The organism is Candidatus Saccharimonadia bacterium (genome assembly GCA_035544015.1).
GTDB lineage: Bacteria > Patescibacteriota > Saccharimonadia > UBA4664 > UBA4664 > UBA5169.
In genome coordinates this window covers 1-1,167 of sequence record DATKIP010000033.1, presented here as the reverse complement: position 1 = coordinate 1,167, position 1,167 = coordinate 1, and the positions used below count along the sequence as shown (strand labels likewise).

Annotated in this window: 1 protein-coding gene; it reads right to left on the bottom strand. The window is 60.9% G+C overall.

Annotated features, from left to right (window positions below; translation table 11 throughout):
• Nucleotides 1-399: 399 nt before the first annotated feature.
• The coding region (locus VMT30_02295) for an IS5 family transposase (protein ID HVQ43771.1) at nt 400-1,167 on the bottom strand (768 nt) is incomplete at its 5' end.

The following is a 1,167-nucleotide window of genomic DNA, read 5'->3' as shown; positions in this document are numbered from 1 at the left end:
ACGCTCCGCGAGATGGCTCAGGCACAGCAGCCGAAGTCTCGGATGACGATTGCGCTCTTGTTGGAGAAGGTGGCGCAGGCACATCAAGGGCCGCTTGGGCCGAGGTTGCGGATGCCGATTGTAAGGCTGTTTCCCCCGGCGTTTTCGACCCTGGCGAAGCCAGGAACAGGAAGAAATAGGTGAGCCCAGCTACAGCCGATACCGCAATGATTGAAGTGCCGGCAATCAGATTTCGCCTGGAGCCAAACGTCTGGGATACATTAGGGCACCTCGAACAATGTTCAATTTTGACGCCTGATTGGGCACAAGTTCGGGTTGGGTCCTGTTTTCGATTGTCTTCCCGGCTTGCTTTTTCCGCCCCACTGCTTCGGTTGGAACACTGAGACGACTCCACCGTCTTCATGCCGCGGCGAGCCGTTCCAGCGTCACCAGGCGGCGAATGTTGTAGGCCAGGTTCTGCAAGCCGATCTTAGCGCGCGCCCGCACGATGCCGATCGTTCGCACGATCCGACCGCCCGGCGCGTTCTGCTGCGCTCCGAACACATGCTCGATGCGAGCGCGTATCCGGCTCTTGGCGTGGTTCACTCGCACTTGCGCTAAAGACAGCGGATGGTTGCGCCGACCGCGTCGATGAATCCGACTGTTGTAAGCACTGGCCCTGAGTTTGGCCTCGATCTCGGCCGACCGATAAGCGCTGTCGGCGAACACATCATTGCAGGTGTTGCCCTCGTCCAACAGCCCATCCAGCTCCTGGCTGTCGTGCACGGCAGCATCGGTCACCGCATAATGCCGGATCAGCTTGTGCTTGGCGTCCGCGTTCACATGGTTCTTGTAGCCGAAGAAGCTGCGGCCATGCTTCTTGGTCCAGCGCGCATCGCGGTCCTTCTGCCGCACTTTGGCGGGCTTCTGCTTCCACCCCGCTGGTGTGCGCCCAGCCTGCAGCTCGGCGTTCTCGTCACGACTGTTCCGCTGCGTCGGCACCAGCACGATACTGGCGTCAATGATCTGCCCGCCACGCGCCATGTAGCCCTTGGCCGCAAGATGCTGGTCGAAGCGGTCAAACAGCTGTTCGATCAGCCCGGCCCTGGCCAGCTTCTCGCGGAACAGCCAAAGCGTCGTGGCGTCCGGAATGCTGTCCTCGATCGCGAGCCCCAGAAAGCGCGAGAA